Raw genomic sequence first — 13311 nt, 5'->3', positions numbered from 1 at the left:
ACCCACCTCTCCATTCTGCATTCGGCAGCGGGATAGGCTGCGCCTCATGACGCGTGCTCTTCCCTCCCCCACCGATCCGGTCACGGCTCCCGTGCAACGGGCCTATGACCGCTACGGGCGGCAGGCCGACAGGTGGCAGGCGGGCTACCGGGCGCGCGGCGGCAAGATCTTCTGCGAGGCGGGATGCTTCCAGTGCTGCAACATGCCGATCCGGGTGTCGCTGGCCGAGGCGATCATCACCGCCCGCGCCATTGACTCCGCGCAGGCGGTGGCCGTGGAGGCGCACGCCCGCGCCGCCCTCCAGAACGCGCGGACCGCAAAGGACGACGCCCAGTATGTGCAGCGTCACCGCCAGGAGGTGGGATTCTGCCCACTGCTGGACCGCGAGAATGGAGCCTGCACCCAGTACGAGGCGCGGCCCACCCGCTGCCGGGACACCTTCAGCGCCTTTCCGGCCCACTACTGCGCCGAGGGCACCTGGGAGGCCATGAGCAACCGCGAGAGACGTGAGTACCGCCGTGAGGTGGCCCGCACCCCCGGCACCGATGGCGAATGGCATTTCATCGCGCCGCTGGAGCACCTGTCGGAGCCGGTGTGGGTGGCGGCGTCCAAAAGCATGCGCGCCGCGTGGGGTCTGGAGGTCTGGGGCGATTTCTGGTTGCTGACCACGCTGGCCGCCGACTCCGCCTTCATGACGCGGGTGGAACGTGGCGACGCACGCGGGGCATGGCAGGTGGCCAGCGGGCGGGGGCTGGCGCACCGGGAACTGCTGCAGATTGAGTAGAGGGCTTTGACAGCCCCCTAGGCCCGCCGGCTTCTGGACCGGGCTGGCCGGTGTCGTGAACGCTGCAGCTTCAGCTTTCTGGCCCCCTGCCGCAGGCCGTGATCGGGCCGGATGCCATCGGCGATCAGGTGCAGCCACTGGCTAAGAAAGTAGCCCAGCACCAGCGGCACGATGAATTTCAGGCTGATCGGCTGCGGGATGGTGGGCAGCGTCATCCCGGGCACGACGTAGCGCAGCACGCCCACCACCAGGGTAATCAGCAGGGCCAGGTAAGCCAGCCGGGTCAGCGGCCCCAGCACCCAGCTGTGCGACAGACCCCGGTGGCGGAACAGCTTGCCGTAGGGCACCCAGACAAAGCCCAGCAGCCCCCAGTGACGTTTGCTGTCCACCCGGCCATCGGCCAGATCCAGGTCCGGTGACAGGAGAAACGTTCCGGCCGCGTAGGCAAGGGTGAAATTCAGCGCCTGCACCGGCGTGATGGTCAGCAGGTCCTGGCGGCTGAGGATCAGGGTGGCAGCGGCGAGGACGCTGTAGGCTGCAATGTTGATCAGGTTGTGGACACGTCCGCTGGGCACCGCCCCATTGTGCTGTGCTGGAAGGGGTTTTGCCAGCCCGCCGCCCCCCTCCACCCGTCCGCTGTCCCCGGCGCGGTCCGCATTTCTTTCACGCAGTCCCCACCCGGATGCGGCATGCTACGGCCAATGCCCCGCCTGTCCCTGTCTACCCTGCCCCTGAGTCTGGCGCTGGCCTGTACCCTGGCGGCCTGCACTCCAGCCGCGCCGCTGCCACTCAAGGACCAGTCGCTGGACCTGGGCCGTACGCTGGGCACGCAGGCCACGCAGCCGTTCAGCGGCCGGTGGACCGTGACCGACGTGCCCGACTGGCTTCAGGTCTCGCCAGTTTCGGGCCAGGGTGACGTCAACGTGCAGATCCGCGCAGACCGCGGGCTCGACACCCCCCTGGCCGCCGATCAGGCCGAGCTGACGGGCCAAATTAAGATCGTCTGGACGGCGGGTTCGCAGGACGCACAGGGCGGCGTGGATGCCCCCAAAGGGGCCGCCATCTGGACGGTCCGGGCCGATCAGTACGTCCTGACTGGCCGGCTGCGCCAGGAAGCCAGCGCGCAGGGCCAGGACCTGCGGGTGGGCCCTGGCCCCACAGCGCGCCTGGCAGAGGCAGGCCGGGCGCGCGGCATCATCGTCAAATACCGCAGCGCGGGGGGCGCCGCCACCGTCAAGGGGACAAATGCCAGGACTGAGCACGTCCTGAACGTCCTCCGCACCGCCGACCTGAGCGTTCGCTCCAGCCGCCCGCTGTCCGATCGTAGCGCCGAGTTGCAGGTGGAGGATGTGGAGGCAGCCCTGCGAATCCTCCGCGCCGACCCAGGGGTGGAGTACGCCGTTCCCAATGCCATCCTGCGCGCCCAGACTCTGCCCCGATCCGTCGGAGCCCAGGCCCTTCCCGTCGCCCAGCCGCTGGAGCCTACTGACCAGTATGCGGGGCTGCAATGGCCCTTCCGGCTGCTGGGGTATCCCGCCGTGTGGCGCGACATGGAGGGCGGCGCGTACTCGCGGCCCGTAACGGTGGCGGTGGTGGACAGCGGCGTGCGCTACGACCACCCGGACCTGGAAGGGCAGCTGTGGAATCCGGGAGAGGGCGCGCTGGACCTGCTCTCCGATCCCCGGAACGGTGACGGCGACGGCGTGGACAGCGATCCCACCGATCCGGGTGAGCGGACCCGCCAGACCGGCAGCCACGGCACCCACGTGGCCGGCCTGATCGCCGCCCGCTGGGGCCAGAACACGGGCGCCTGCGCGGACTGCAGTGCCACGGGCGTGGTGGGCGCGGTACGACGGGCCAACGTGAAGGTGCTGCCCATCCGGGTGATCGACGCCGGAGGCGACGCCGATATCGCCGACGTGTCGCTGGCCGTGCGTTACGCCGCTGGCCTGTCCGTCACTCTGACTGACCCGGCGACGAAGAAAAACGTGACCTATACCAACCCCCACAAGGCCGCCGTGATCAACCTGAGCCTGGGCGCAGAGATCAGCGCCGACACCGCCCAGCCGATGTGCGAGGCCGTTCAGGAGGCCAGCGCCGCTGGATCGCTGGTCATCGTCGCGGCGGGCAATGGCTACGGCACCACGCCGTACTACCCGGCGGCCTGCCCAGCAGCGGTGGCGGTGGGCAGCGTAACCCTGTCCGGCGGCAGCGCCCCCAAACATGCGGTCTACAGCAACGCCTACCCGGCCGTGCAGTTCAGCGCGCCTGGAGGAACCGATCCGTCACGGGACCCCGGCATTTTCAACGGAGGCACCCTGAACGGGGCGCCCTTTCCAGATCTGGTGCTCTCCACCAGCTGGAACTACGTCAAGAATCAACCGGACTACGAGGCCCAGGTGGGCACGAGTCAGGCGGCCCCCCAGGTCTCGGCGCTGGCCGCGCTGCTGCTCAGCAAGGGCGTCACAACAGACGCGGCCTCCACCCTGGCCCGCCTGAGCGCCACCGCCACCGATCTGGGCGCCGCCGGGCGCGACCCACTGTTCGGCTTCGGCATGATCAACGCCGTCGCCGCGCTGGGAGCACCCGCCATCAGCGACACGCTGGGGCTGCGGATTCAGGATTCACGCGGACTGGTTTTCCAGCCCCTCGTGGACGCCCTGGGTCGTTTCACCGCCTACCTGGGCAACGGCACCTTCAGCGTCATCGGGGGCCGGGACCGCGACGGCAACGGCATCTACGGCGAGACGAGCGAACCGCGTGCCCAGACCTCGGTCACCCTGGGGCCGGCCACCCCGCAGGTAGACGTGGGTGACCTGCTGCCGAAATAGCCTGTCCGTGCAGAGGCTCAGACCCTAAATCAGCCGTTCACATCAATGACCGTGCGCCCCCGCACCTGCCCGGCCAGAATCTGCGGGGCCAGTTCCATGACCTCGGACAAGCCGCGCGTCTGGGTCACGGCCACCAGCCTGGAGGCGGGCAGATCGCGGGCCAGGCGGGCCCAGGCCGCCTCGCGGCGGGGCTGTGGGCAGGTCACGCTGTCGATGCCCAGCAGGGACACGCCGCGCAGGATCAGTGGGAACACCGTGGTGTTCAGGCCGTTGCCCCCAGCGATGCCGCAGACGGCCAGCGCGCCATGGGTGCGCGTGGACGCGTAGGCCCCTGCCAACGTCTCGCCGCCCACGGTATCCACCACGCCCGCCCAGCGCTCCTTTTCCAGCGGGCGTTTTAAGGCCGGCAACTCGGCGCGGGGAATCAGGCTGGAAGCCCCCAGTTCCCGCAGGTAAGCCTCCTCCTCAGTGCGACCGGTGCTGGCCGTGACCGTGAACCCGGCGGCGCTCAGCAGGGCGATGGCCGTGCTGCCCACGCCGCCTGCCGCCCCCGTGACCAGCACGTCGCCGTGTTCGGGACGCACGCCCGCGTCCTCCAGCGCCATCACCGCCAGCATGGCCGTGAAGCCCGCCGTGCCCACGCTCATGGCCCACGCGGCGTCGGTGCCTGCGGGCTGGCGGACCAGCCAGTCGGTCCGCGCGCGGGCATGCGTGGCGTAACCGCCGTCCTGCCGCTCGCCGATGCCCCACCCGGTCAGGATCACCGGGGTGCCCGGGGCGTAGGTGCCGCTGGCGTCTTCCAGCACCGTCCCGGCCAGATCGATCCCGGGGGTCATGGGCAACTGGCGCAGGATGCCCTTTCCGGTCACCGCCAGGCCGTCTTTGTAGTTCAGGCTGGAGTGCGACACCGCGATCAGCACCTCGCCTTCGGGCAGCTCGGAGAGGGGCAGGGTCTGCAATTCGGCGCGGCTGCCCTGGCGTTCCCCGGTCTGGCCGTCCTGAATTACCCGCAGGGCGCGGTAGGTGGCGGGAGTGCTGGCTGTGGTCATGCGTGAAACCTCCAAAGAATCGAGGGGGTGGCAGTGGCTGGCTTACCGTTCAGGCTAACGCCTGAGTCAGGGCGCGGCGGCGCTCATGAATCGTTTAGACCTGCGCGGGGAGCCCGGGTGTGTTACACTTTGCGCTGCTATGGAGCCTCCCAGTTTCGGCTCTTTCCTAGTGCCCGGTGAACTCCGCCTGAGGGCGGCGTTTTTGCTGTGGCCGCACTGGCATAGGTTTACACATCACCGGTCAACGACGATCCCTCCAGGCGGAGCGGACGGGCAGCATGTGCCACGCGGATGACCGGGGCGCGGTTACGGAGCGCGCCCATTCATGAATGACCTTTTCGGAATACTCGCGCTGTTCGTTCTGGTTCTGATGAACGGTTTCTTTGTCGCGGCGGAATTCTCGCTGGTGAGCGTGCGCCGCACCCGCATCGACCAGCTGGCCGACGAGGGCGTTGCGACGGCCAGGGCCACCCAGGGCGCGCTCAAGAATCTGGACCTGTACATCGCCGCCACGCAACTCGGCATCACGATGGCGAGTCTGGCGATTGGTTTCGTGGCTGAACCGGCCATCGAGCATCTGGTCTCGCCACTGCTGGCTGGCGGGACGCTAAGCGAGGGGCAGATCAGGGGAATTTCCTTTGGCCTCGCTTTCGCCATCAGCACCATTTTGCACATCGTCTTCGGTGAACTCGCGCCCAAGAGCTGGGCTTTGCAGCGCACCGAACAGGTGGCGCTAATGGTCACGCGCCCGCTGCTGGTCTTCACGTTGATCTTCAAGTGGGCCATCATCCTGCTGAACGCCATGGGCAACGGCGTGGTGCGGCTCTTCGGCCTGCGTGGGGTGGCGGGACACCACGCCGCCTACTCGGAAGAGGAGATCCGCATGATCGTGGGAGCCTCCAGCCAGGAAGGCGTGCTGGAGGACAGCGAACGCGAACTGGTCTACAACGTCTTCGATCTGTCGGACACCACCGTGCGCGAGATCATGACGCCACGTGTCGACATGATTGTGGTTGACGGGGCCTCGCCCCTGCGCCGCATGCTGGAGCTGAACGCCGAGCACAGCTACTCGCGCGTTCCGGTGTACCAGGACACGCCCGACAACATCGTGGGCATCGTCCACGGCGGTGACGTGCTGCGCCATCTGGACGATCTGGACACCCTGACCGTGGCCGACATCATGCGCAAGGTTTTCTTCGTTCCCGAGAGCATGAAGATCAAGGACCTGCTGACCAAGATGCGCGAGAAGAAGTCGCACCTGAGCGTGGTGGTGGACGAATTCGGCGGCACCGCAGGCCTGGTCACGCTGGAAGACGCCCTGGAAGAGATCGTGGGCGAGATCTACGACGAGACCGATGAAGAGGAGTTGCCGTTGTACCAGCTGATCGGTGAGGGCGTGTACCTGATCGACGGCGGCATGATCGTTCACGAGGTCGAGACGATTCTGGGCAGCAATCTGGAAGACGGCGAGGGCGAGTTCGACACCCTGGGCGGCTTCATGACCAACCAATTTGGTGACATCCCCGAAGTCGGGTACACCTTCGTTCACGAGGGCTGGGCTTTCACCGTCGAGGAGGCCGACGAGCGCCGGGTCAGCCGCGTGCGTGTCGAGCGGGCCTCCGATCCCAATCCACTGGTGATCACCTCTATAGAGGAGCACAATGATGGCCGAGACTGACTCCACCTTGAATCCGCTGAACCTCACGCCTGATCCGGCACTTCTGGCCGCCGCGAAGGCCGCCTTTGTCCAGGCCTACGCGCCCTACAGCAAATTTCATGTCGGCGCGGCCCTGAGAACCCCGGACGGGCAGATCTTCAGCGGCGCGAACGTGGAGAATGCCAGCTACGGCCTGGGCCGCTGCGCCGAGCAGTCGGCGGTGCAGGCGATGGCAACGGCCGGGGCACGGACCTTCACGGACCTCGTGGTCTACGCCGAGTCCAGCCCGCCCGCCAGTCCCTGCGGCGCGTGCCGTCAGGTGCTGTACGAATTTGCCCCCGACGCCCGTGTGGTCTGCGTCAATGCCCACGGTGACATCCTGAGCGGTCTGGTCCGCGACTTCCTGCCGCACGGCTTCCGGCTCGAAGAGCGCGAGGACGGACACGGGGTGGGGACGGAATAGCGGCACGAGACGGGCCCCAGTGCCCACCGGTCATTCAGCCCTTTCCCTGCGGAGAGGGCTGTTCCATTTGCCCTTCTCCTTCCTCTTCCTTCAGTTCCTCTGGCCGCCGGTCCAGCAACGCTGCCTTGCCGAGCGCATTCCACTCGTCCGGCCCCTCCAGCAGCGGCTCCAGCCCGCGGAGGTAGGCAGCCTGGGCGATCAGATAAGCGCTCAGGGGCGTGGTCAGGAACTGAAAGAGCAGCACCGCCGCCAGTCTGGAGAGCGCTTCGGTCTGGGCAAATTCCAGCCCAACGCCGATAAAGATGCCCGCCGAGCCCAGCGTGATCAGCTTGCTGCTGGCGTGCAGCCGCGAGTACAGATCGGGGAAGCGCACCAGCCCGATGGCCGCCGTCAGCACGAAGAAGGCCCCCAGCAGAATGGGGATGTCGCGGGCGGCATTGAAGTCGTTCATGGCTGCCCTCCTGGCTCGGTGCTCATTTCATCACCCGCCCCAGCAGCAGGTAGCGCGTCAGGGCCACTGTGCTGAGAAAACCCAGCAGGCTCAGCACCAGCGCGGCGTCCAGCATGACGATCAGGCGGGTCTTGACGGCGATCAACGCAATCAGCACCACCAGATTGACGCTCAGGAAGTCGAAGGCCATGATCCGGTCCCCCCAGCTGGGGCCGCGCAGCACGCGCACCGTGACCAGCAGAACCGACAGCGTGACGATGCCCAGAGCCAGATTGATGATCATGCGCTTGTCTCCACAGGGTCCGTCTGGCTGGCGCTCTGGCCGTAAAGCGGCAGCAGAGCATTTTCCACCTTCTCGAGGCTCTCACGGGCGGCCCGTGGACTGCGGGCACCGATCACATGCGCGTACAGCACGTTGCGCTCGGGATTAAAGCCCATCGCCACCGAGCCCGGCATCAGCGTGATGGTGGCGGCAAGGACCGTCTGGGCATTGTCCCCGCTCAGCCGCAACGGATAGGCGATGATCATGGGGTGCAGCGGCGGGTGCGGACGCAGGGCCCACAGCGCCACCTGCACGTTGGCCGCCGTTAACTCGCGGGCAAAGAACAGCGCGAAGCGCACGGCGGCCAGGGTCCGCCGGACGTAGCCGCCCGTGCCCAGCGACAGCGGGAAGACACTCAGAATGGCAAAGCCCAGCAGCATGCCGATGACCAGCTCACGCAGGCTGAACTCGCCGACGAACAGCGTCCAGACGATGGCCAGCAGGATATTCAGCGAGATGCCCCTCACGGCGCGTCCTCGGGTTCCTGCACCTCGTCCCCCCTGGGCGGAGGGGGAAGGTCCAGCGGACCCTCGCCCAGCACACCCAGGATGTAGGACGCGTTGCTGCCCAGCTCATCGGCGGTGCCGCGTGCGTGGCCCAGCAATGGTCCGGCGAACAGGGTCAGCGCGGCCACCAGCGCCGAAGCCAGGTAGGCGGGCAGCCGCTCGGGCCAGCGGACGCGGCGCACCGGTTCATCCTGAGGATGGCGGCCCCAGAAGAAGCCGCTCCAGACCCGCAGCAGGGCGTACAGCGTGATCAGACTGCTCAGCAGGGCGCTGGCAGTGGCCACATAGGCGAGTGCGGTGCCCCCCTCCAGACCGGCGCGGATCAGGTCAAACTTGACGACGAAGCCCGCGCTGGGGGGCAGGCCGGCCACCGTCAGGGCGCACAGCAGGAAGCAGGCGGCCAGCAGCGGCAGGAACTCGATAAAGCCGCGCGCCCGCACCAGCCGTGTTCCGCTGGCCCGCTCCGCGACAGCGGCAATCAGGAACATCGCCAGGGTGACCACCACGCTGACGGCCAGGTAGGCCAGACTGGCCCGCAGTGCGTCTGGCGAACCCAGCCCCAGCCCGTAAGCCAGGTAACCCACCGAGCCCACCACCGTGAAGGACAGGATGCGCCGCCACTCGCGCTGGCTGACCGCGCCCAGAGCGCCGTACAGCATGGTCACCGCGCCCAGCAGCAGCAGCAGCGTGTCGGGCAACTGCGGGTCCTGATTGAAGACCGTGGTGAACACCCGGATCAGGGCGTACAGGCCCACCTTGGTCAGCACCGCCCCGAAGAACGCACCCGTGGCGTGGGGGACAGCCGGGTAGGTGCCGGGCAGCCAGAAGCCCAGCGGAAACAGCGCCCCCTTGGCCGCGAACACGATCAGCAGCAGGACGCCCACGGCGGTCACGGTGGTGTTCGGCCCCAGCGCTGCGCTGCGCTGCGCCAGGTGAGCGAAATTCAGCGTGCCCAGCGTGCCGTAGGCCAGCCCGCAGGCCACCACCAGCAGCGCCGAGGCCGACAGGTTCATCACGATGTAACGGAAACCCTCGCGCAGTTGTTCGCGGGTGGATCCCAGCACCGTCAGGGCGTAACTGGCCACCAGCATCACCTCGAAGGCCACGAACAGGTTGAACAGATCGCCGGTCAAGAACGACAGCTGCACCCCCACGAACAGGAAGGAGGTCAGGGCGAACGAATGGTGGCGCTCCCGCACCGGGTCCGGCTGCGCGGCCATCAGCCAGACCGTGAAGACGCCGCAGAGGGCCGCCAGGACGCTCATAAAGGAGCCCAGTCGGTCAGCGGCCATCACGATGCCGAACGGCGCTTTCCAGCCGCCCAGCTCGCTGACCAGCATGCCTCCCATGGTGCTGTTCATCAGCAGCAGCGAGAAGATCAGGGTCAGAAGGGCCGAGGCCAGGGCCAGCGACACCCGCCACCTGCGCCGCATGGGCAGCAGCAACAGCAGCCCCAGGCCCAGCGGCGTCAGAATCGGGGCAAGAGGAAGGGCAGAGGTCACCACAGCGGTGGATTCAGGATTCATCGCGTGATCCTTCGCAGGCGCTCAAGCTCGGCCAGATGGGCGGCGGTCTCCGCGGCGTGATCCATTTCCGGCAAATCAGGGCTGAGGTGTTCGGGATCGGCATGTTGACCGTCAGGGGCGTCGGGGTCACGGGCCAGGTTGTCGCCGAACGCCGCCACGTCGTCGTGTCCGGCCACCTGGTAGGCCCGCAGGGCCACGGTCAGTAGCAGCGCGGTGGTGCCGAAGCCGATCACGATGGCCGTCAGCACTAGTGCCTGGGGCAGCGGGTCCACGTACGGCCCCTCCAGCGTCAGCAGCGGCGGCGAGTCCTGACGCAGACCCGCCACGGTCAGGATCGCCAGATTGACCCCGTACGCGATGAAGGTCAGCCCCAGCACCACCCGGACAATCGTGCGCGACAGCATCAGGAAGACGCCCGCGGCCACCAGCAGGCCGATCAGAATGGCGAAAAGGGTTTCCATGAGCTGGCCTCCGGCAGTGCTGGGCAATGGGTGGGAGCGGCCTGCTGAACTGTTCCGGCAGTCCCATCAGGCCATAGAAAGAGCGTTGAGAAGCAACGTGCATGATCAGCCAGACGGCTGGCCCTCTTGACCGGCAGACCCCGAGCAGTCCTCATCCGTCTCCCTCCACCAGTTCCGTCGGCTTGACCTCAATCAGGGCGTAGGCCAGGGCCAGACCTGCCCCCACCACCACCAGATACACGCCCAGATCAAACAGCAGGGCGGTGGCCCACTCGAATTCGCCCGTCAGGGCGGTGGTGAGGTAGCCGTAATCGGATTTCAGAAAGGGACGGCCCAGCAGGTACGGAACGAGGCCGGTGATAAAGGACAGGGCTAGACCCCAGGGAATGAATTTCACAGGGTCCACCCGCAGGGCGCTGTCACCGTTGGCGATCCGGTGCAGGATCAGGGCGCACACGGTCATCAGGCCCGCGATGAAGCCGCCGCCCGGAGCATTGTGGCCGCGCCACAGCAGCAGCAGCGCGAACAGCAGCACCAGCGCGAAGGCCGCCCGGCTGATGGTCTTCAGGATCGGATCGTTGATCAGCAGATCGCCCGGTCGGGGCCGATCCGGCACGGTCCTGACCGCCTGCTTCGCCCTTTTGGTCGAGGAACGTTTCGGGCTCATGGCCGCCGCTCCTGAAGGTCAAGCAGGTCTGGCAAAGTGGGCGCGGTGTCGTTCTCGCTGCGCGCCTCTCCCCGGCGGCCCAGGCGGACCAGACTGCCCACCGCCAGCGCCACCATGGCCACCACCATCACCTCGCCCAGCGTGTCCCAGCCACGGAAATCCACCAGCAGGACGTTCACCACGTTCTTGCCCCCGCCACCCTTATAGGCGTTTTCCAGATAGTACGGCGAGATCGGCGGCGACAGAAAGCGCAGGCTCGCCAGGATCAGCAGCGTGGTCCCGATGCCCGCTGCCCCGGCCAGCCCCACGTCGATGATCTGTCGCGTGCGCCCGCGCGGCAGGCTGCGGAAGCCCGGCAAGGAACGGAAGACGAGCAGGAACAGGATCACCGTGACGGCCTCAATCAGCAGCTGGGTCAGCGCCAGGTCCGGGGCGCGCATCGCCAGAAAGGCAACGGCGCTGCCGAAGCCGGTCAGGCCGGTCAGCACCACGGCGGTCAGGCGGTTGCGCGACAGCAGCACGCCCAGCGCCCCGGCCACCAGCAGCACGGCGATCGGCAGCGTGCTCAGGGGTACCCCCTCCAGCGGCTGGAAGACCTGCGGCGCACGCCACACCGCGTAGCCGCCCATCAGTCCAGCGGCGGCCAACGTGATCCGCAGCTGGTCCGGCAACGCCAGGCCCTGCGTTCCGGCGATCAGGCGCGAGGCCAGGGTTTCCAGCCCGATCAGCAGTCCCCGGTAAATCCGGTTGGAGCTAACTGGGAATTCCAGGTGCACCTGCAGGAAGTACACCCGCGCCGTCTGCCAGACCAGCAGCGCGGCCAGTCCCCAGGTCAGCAGGGTGAGCAGCAGCGCGGGGGTGACGCCGTGCCACAGTTCCAGGTGGCCCTCGTAACCCGCAAACCCCAGCGCGGTTCCGGCCCGGCGGGCCAGCCACTCGGCGCTGGCGGGCAGCACCCCAAACAGCAGCGCCGCACCGGCCAGCAGTGCGGGCGGCAGCAGCAGGCCAGGACCAGCCTCGTGAATCTCGGACTTCAGCAGGCGGCCGCCGTCATCCTCGGGAGCGCGGAAGTCGCCGAAGAAGATGCGGATCAGCCGTGCGCAGTAGGCCAGCGTGAGGGCGCTGCCAATCACGGCCACCGCGATAAAGCCGGGGCCGGCGTGCAGCATCGCCTCGTAGAACAGCTCCTTGGAGATGAAGCCGCCCAGCGGCGGCAGCCCGGCCATGCTCAGCGTTGCCAGCCCGGCCACCACGAACGTCAGGGGCAACTTGCGTCGCAGCCCCGACAACCGGAAGGTCTCCCGCGTGCCCGTTTCATGGTCGATGATGCCCACCACGAAGAACAGCGCCGCCTTGAAGGCCGCGTGGTTCAGCAGGTGGGTGGTGGCGGCGAAGCGCCCCTCCGCGTCGGCCAGCCCGTACAGCGCCATCAGCAGACCCAGTTGCGACACGGTAGAAAAGGCCAGCAGCGCCTTGAGGTCCGTCTGCTTGAGCGCCCGCCATGAGCCCCAGAACATCGTTGCCACTCCCAGGGGCACGATGATCCCGGACCACAGGGGGCTGCTGCCGAAGATCAGGCCGAACTTCGCCACCAGCACCACTCCGGCCTTGACCATCGTGGCCGAGTGCAGGAAGGCCGAAACCGGGGTGGGCGCTTCCATTGCGGTGGGCAGCCACAGGTGAAAGGGCAGTTGCGCGCTCTTGGTCAGCGCCGCCAGCAGCGTCAGCAGCAGCGCCGGGACGAACAGCGGCGAGGCCCGCACCGCCTCCAGATCCAGTTCCGAGAGCAGGGTGCTGCCACCCGCCACCGACAGCAGCGCCACCGCCGCCAGCAGGCCCAGTCCGCCCAGCGCACTCACCAGAAACGCCTTGATGGCCCCGTCACGCGCCTCACTGCGGGTGTGCCACAGCCCGATCAGCAGAAAACTGGTCACGCTGGTCATCTCCCAGAAGCCGAACAGCGCGATCAGGTTATCGCTGAGGACGAGGCCCAGCATGGAGCCGCCAAACAGCAGCAGGTAAGGGTAAAACCGTCCGAAGCGTTCGTGCGGCGACAGATACGCCACCGAATACAGCGAGGCCAGCGCCCCGATCACACCGATCAGAACGGCAAACAGCAGCGAGAAGCCGTCCCCCCGGAACGCAAAATTCAGCCCCAGTTCCGGCACCCAGTTCGTGACCTGGGCCAGTGGAGTGCCGCCAGCTTCCACGCTGTTTCCGGCCAGCGGCACGGCCAGCAGCAGCGCGGGCACGAAACCCAGGGCCGCTAGGTAGCCGCTGCGGCGGCCCAGAGGGCGGGCCAGCAGGCCGCACACCGCGGCCATCAGCAGGGGAAAGAGAACGGCCAGCGTCACGTTTGAGGCGGGCAAGGAGAAAGGAGAACAGGCATGCGAGTCCTATCAGAGCACACCGGAATGAAAGGGGTATTGACGGCACCTACACGACAGCGCTGTCAGGCGGGGGAGTGGGGGGGGGGGGGGGGGCCCCCCCCCCCCCCCCCCCCCCCCCCCGCCCCGCCCCCCCCCCCCCCCCCCCCCCCCAAAAAACACCCCCCCCCACCACCCCCCCCCCCCGCGGGTGGTGGCGCCCGGGGC

13 protein-coding genes are annotated in these 13311 nt (G+C 67.8%); 4 read left to right on the top strand and 9 right to left on the bottom strand.

The annotated features are described in order from the left end of the window. Positions 1-46 precede the first annotated feature (46 nt). Positions 47-784: a YkgJ family cysteine cluster protein gene (locus HNQ08_RS21950; protein WP_184136889.1), complete on the top strand. Its 738-nt coding sequence runs from the start codon at positions 47-49 to the stop codon at positions 782-784. Positions 785-801: 17 nt separating this feature from the next. Here HNQ08_RS21950 and HNQ08_RS21945 read toward each other — a convergent pair whose 3' ends face one another. After that, positions 802-1359 carry a DUF2227 family putative metal-binding protein gene (locus HNQ08_RS21945; protein WP_184136887.1) on the bottom strand — a complete coding sequence of 186 codons (558 nt, stop codon included), beginning with the start codon at positions 1357-1359 and terminating at the stop codon, positions 802-804. A gap of 126 nt (positions 1360-1485) precedes the next feature. Between HNQ08_RS21945 and HNQ08_RS21940 the strand changes: the two genes are divergently transcribed. Then, positions 1486-3615 carry a S8 family serine peptidase gene (locus HNQ08_RS21940; protein ID WP_184136885.1) on the top strand — a complete coding sequence of 710 codons (2130 nt, stop codon included), beginning with the start codon at positions 1486-1488 and terminating at the stop codon, positions 3613-3615. A 29-nt stretch (positions 3616-3644) separates the two neighbouring features. Here HNQ08_RS21940 and HNQ08_RS21935 read toward each other — a convergent pair whose 3' ends face one another. Next, on the bottom strand, positions 3645-4664 hold the full coding sequence (locus tag HNQ08_RS21935; protein WP_184136883.1) for an MDR family oxidoreductase: 1020 nt from the start codon (positions 4662-4664) through the stop codon (positions 3645-3647). A gap of 325 nt (positions 4665-4989) precedes the next feature. Here HNQ08_RS21935 and HNQ08_RS21930 point away from each other — a divergent pair, with 325 nt between their 5' ends. Together HNQ08_RS21930 and cdd are read left to right on the top strand one after the other, a co-directional pair. Continuing rightward, on the top strand, positions 4990-6342 hold the full coding sequence (locus tag HNQ08_RS21930) for a hemolysin family protein (RefSeq protein WP_184136881.1): 1353 nt from the start codon (positions 4990-4992) through the stop codon (positions 6340-6342). After that, positions 6329-6784: a cytidine deaminase gene (gene cdd, locus HNQ08_RS21925; protein ID WP_184136879.1), complete on the top strand. Its 456-nt coding sequence runs from the start codon at positions 6329-6331 to the stop codon at positions 6782-6784. The genes HNQ08_RS21930 and cdd overlap by 14 nt, the downstream gene beginning before the upstream one ends. 34 nt (positions 6785-6818) lie before the next feature. Here the strand turns inward: cdd and mnhG are convergent, their stop codons facing one another. The 7 genes from mnhG to mbhE form a co-directional block, all read right to left on the bottom strand. Then, positions 6819-7235 (bottom strand): monovalent cation/H(+) antiporter subunit G, encoded by a 417-nt coding sequence (gene mnhG / locus HNQ08_RS21920; protein ID WP_184136877.1) that lies wholly within the window; start codon positions 7233-7235, stop codon positions 6819-6821. Between the two features lie 22 nt (positions 7236-7257). After that, entirely contained in the window at positions 7258-7518 is a 261-nt protein-coding gene (locus tag HNQ08_RS21915; protein ID WP_039682283.1) for an MrpF/PhaF family protein, read from the bottom strand. After that, positions 7515-8024: a Na+/H+ antiporter subunit E gene (locus HNQ08_RS21910; RefSeq protein ID WP_184136875.1), complete on the bottom strand. Its 510-nt coding sequence runs from the start codon at positions 8022-8024 to the stop codon at positions 7515-7517. The genes HNQ08_RS21915 and HNQ08_RS21910 overlap by 4 nt, the downstream gene beginning before the upstream one ends. Next, a complete protein-coding gene (locus tag HNQ08_RS21905) occupies positions 8021-9589 on the bottom strand; it encodes a proton-conducting transporter transmembrane domain-containing protein (RefSeq protein ID WP_184136874.1) in 1569 nt (522 codons plus the stop codon). The genes HNQ08_RS21910 and HNQ08_RS21905 overlap by 4 nt, the downstream gene beginning before the upstream one ends. Then, a complete protein-coding gene (locus HNQ08_RS21900) occupies positions 9586-10050 on the bottom strand; it encodes a Na+/H+ antiporter subunit C (protein WP_184136872.1) in 465 nt (154 codons plus the stop codon). The genes HNQ08_RS21905 and HNQ08_RS21900 overlap by 4 nt, the downstream gene beginning before the upstream one ends. A gap of 151 nt (positions 10051-10201) precedes the next feature. After that, entirely contained in the window at positions 10202-10717 is a 516-nt protein-coding gene (locus tag HNQ08_RS21895) for a Na(+)/H(+) antiporter subunit B (protein WP_184136870.1), read from the bottom strand. After that, entirely contained in the window at positions 10714-13071 is a 2358-nt protein-coding gene (gene mbhE / locus HNQ08_RS21890) for a hydrogen gas-evolving membrane-bound hydrogenase subunit E (protein WP_184137052.1), read from the bottom strand. Before mbhE ends, HNQ08_RS21895 begins: the two co-directional genes overlap by 4 nt. Between the last annotated feature and the right edge of the window lie 240 nt (positions 13072-13311).

The organism is Deinococcus humi (assembly GCF_014201875.1).
Lineage (GTDB): Bacteria > Deinococcota > Deinococci > Deinococcales > Deinococcaceae > Deinococcus > Deinococcus humi.
This window is presented reverse-complemented; position numbering and strand designations above follow the sequence as displayed.

What these genes read in the sequence shown, in the direction of transcription:
- HNQ08_RS21940 (WP_184136885.1), top strand. Translation starts at nt 1,486, where the DNA reads ATGCCCCGCCTGTCCCTGTCTACCCTGCCCCTGAGTCTGGCGCTGGCC.
- HNQ08_RS21950 (WP_184136889.1), top strand. Translation starts at nt 47, where the DNA reads ATGACGCGTGCTCTTCCCTCCCCCACCGATCCGGTCACGGCTCCCGTG.
- HNQ08_RS21915 (WP_039682283.1), bottom strand. Translation starts at nt 7,518, where the DNA reads ATGATCATCAATCTGGCTCTGGGCATCGTCACGCTGTCGGTTCTGCTG.
- HNQ08_RS21895 (WP_184136870.1), bottom strand. Translation starts at nt 10,717, where the DNA reads ATGAGCCCGAAACGTTCCTCGACCAAAAGGGCGAAGCAGGCGGTCAGG.
- mnhG (WP_184136877.1), bottom strand. Translation starts at nt 7,235, where the DNA reads ATGAACGACTTCAATGCCGCCCGCGACATCCCCATTCTGCTGGGGGCC.
- HNQ08_RS21900 (WP_184136872.1), bottom strand. Translation starts at nt 10,050, where the DNA reads ATGGAAACCCTTTTCGCCATTCTGATCGGCCTGCTGGTGGCCGCGGGC.
- HNQ08_RS21935 (WP_184136883.1), bottom strand. Translation starts at nt 4,664, where the DNA reads ATGACCACAGCCAGCACTCCCGCCACCTACCGCGCCCTGCGGGTAATT.
- cdd (WP_184136879.1), top strand. Translation starts at nt 6,329, where the DNA reads ATGGCCGAGACTGACTCCACCTTGAATCCGCTGAACCTCACGCCTGAT.
- HNQ08_RS21905 (WP_184136874.1), bottom strand. Translation starts at nt 9,589, where the DNA reads ATGAATCCTGAATCCACCGCTGTGGTGACCTCTGCCCTTCCTCTTGCC.
- HNQ08_RS21930 (WP_184136881.1), top strand. Translation starts at nt 4,990, where the DNA reads ATGAATGACCTTTTCGGAATACTCGCGCTGTTCGTTCTGGTTCTGATG.